Here is a 1113-nt window from a genome sequence, read left to right on the forward strand (position 1 = left end):
CAACGGGTACGGATAGCGTGGCCATCGGCCCGAATGCCGTCGCCAACAATGCAGGCGACATCGCACTCGGCTCCGGCTCGGTGACGGCTGCTGCCAACCCGACCGCAGGCACGACCCTCCAGGGCACGGCCTACACCTTCGCCGGTGCTACGCCGACCAGCGTTCTCAGCGTCGGTGCTCCCGGTGCGGAGCGTCAGATCACCAACGTCGCGGCCGGCCAGCTCTCGGGCACCTCGACCGACGCGGTTAACGGTTCGCAGCTCTTCGCCACCAATACCGCCGTCAATAACATGACCAACGGTAAGGTCGGCCCGTTCGTCTCCGACAACTCGGTGACGTCGACGCAGCCGGTATCGTCCGGGGCTGATGCCCTGGCAGGCGGCTTCGGTGCTTCGGCAACAGGCGCGGCTTCGTCGGTCATCGGCAATTCCGCAACCGACAATGGTGTGGCCAACTCCACCGTGCTTGGTCAAGGCGCCAGCATCACGGCAGGGCTGACCGGCTCGAATGTGGCACTCGGTCAGGGTTCGGCGGTGACGGCGGCAGCGGTACCAACCGCAGGCGCCACCATCGGCGGCACGGCCTACACCTTTGCAGGTGCAACGCCGGCCGGCGTCGTCAGCATAGGAACGGCGGGCGCCGAGCGCCAGCTGACCAATGTTGCGGCGGGCCAGCTCTCGGCCACCTCGACGGATGGGGTCAACGGTTCGCAGCTCTTTGCGACCAACCAGCAGGTCACCAGCAACACCACCGCCATTACCAACATCAACAACGGTGGTGGGATCAAGTACTTCCACTCGAACTCGACACTGCCGGACTCGACGGCAACGGGCACGGATAGCGTGGCCATCGGCCCGAACGCCGTTGCCAACAATGCAGGCGACATCGCGCTCGGCTCCGGTAGCACCACGGCAGCGGCCGTAGCAACGACGGGCGACACCATCAACGGCAACGCCTACACCTACGCCGGCGCCGCGCCGACGAGCACGGTGAGCGTTGGCGCTCCGGGTGCAGAACGCACCATCACCAACGTGGCGGCGGGTCGTGTCAGCGCCAGCAGCACGGATGCCATCAACGGCAGCCAGCTGTTCGCGACCAACACGGAAGTCGGCA

At 66.4% G+C, this 1113-nt stretch carries 1 pseudogene; it reads left to right on the forward strand.

The annotated features are described in order from the left end of the window. A pseudogene (locus PMI03_RS30260) lies at positions 1-1113 on the forward strand (calcium-binding protein); the annotation flags it as partial.

Origin of the sequence: Rhizobium sp. AP16 (assembly GCF_000281735.1) — a bacterium.
GTDB classification, from domain to species: Bacteria; Pseudomonadota; Alphaproteobacteria; order Rhizobiales; family Rhizobiaceae; genus Rhizobium; species Rhizobium rhizogenes.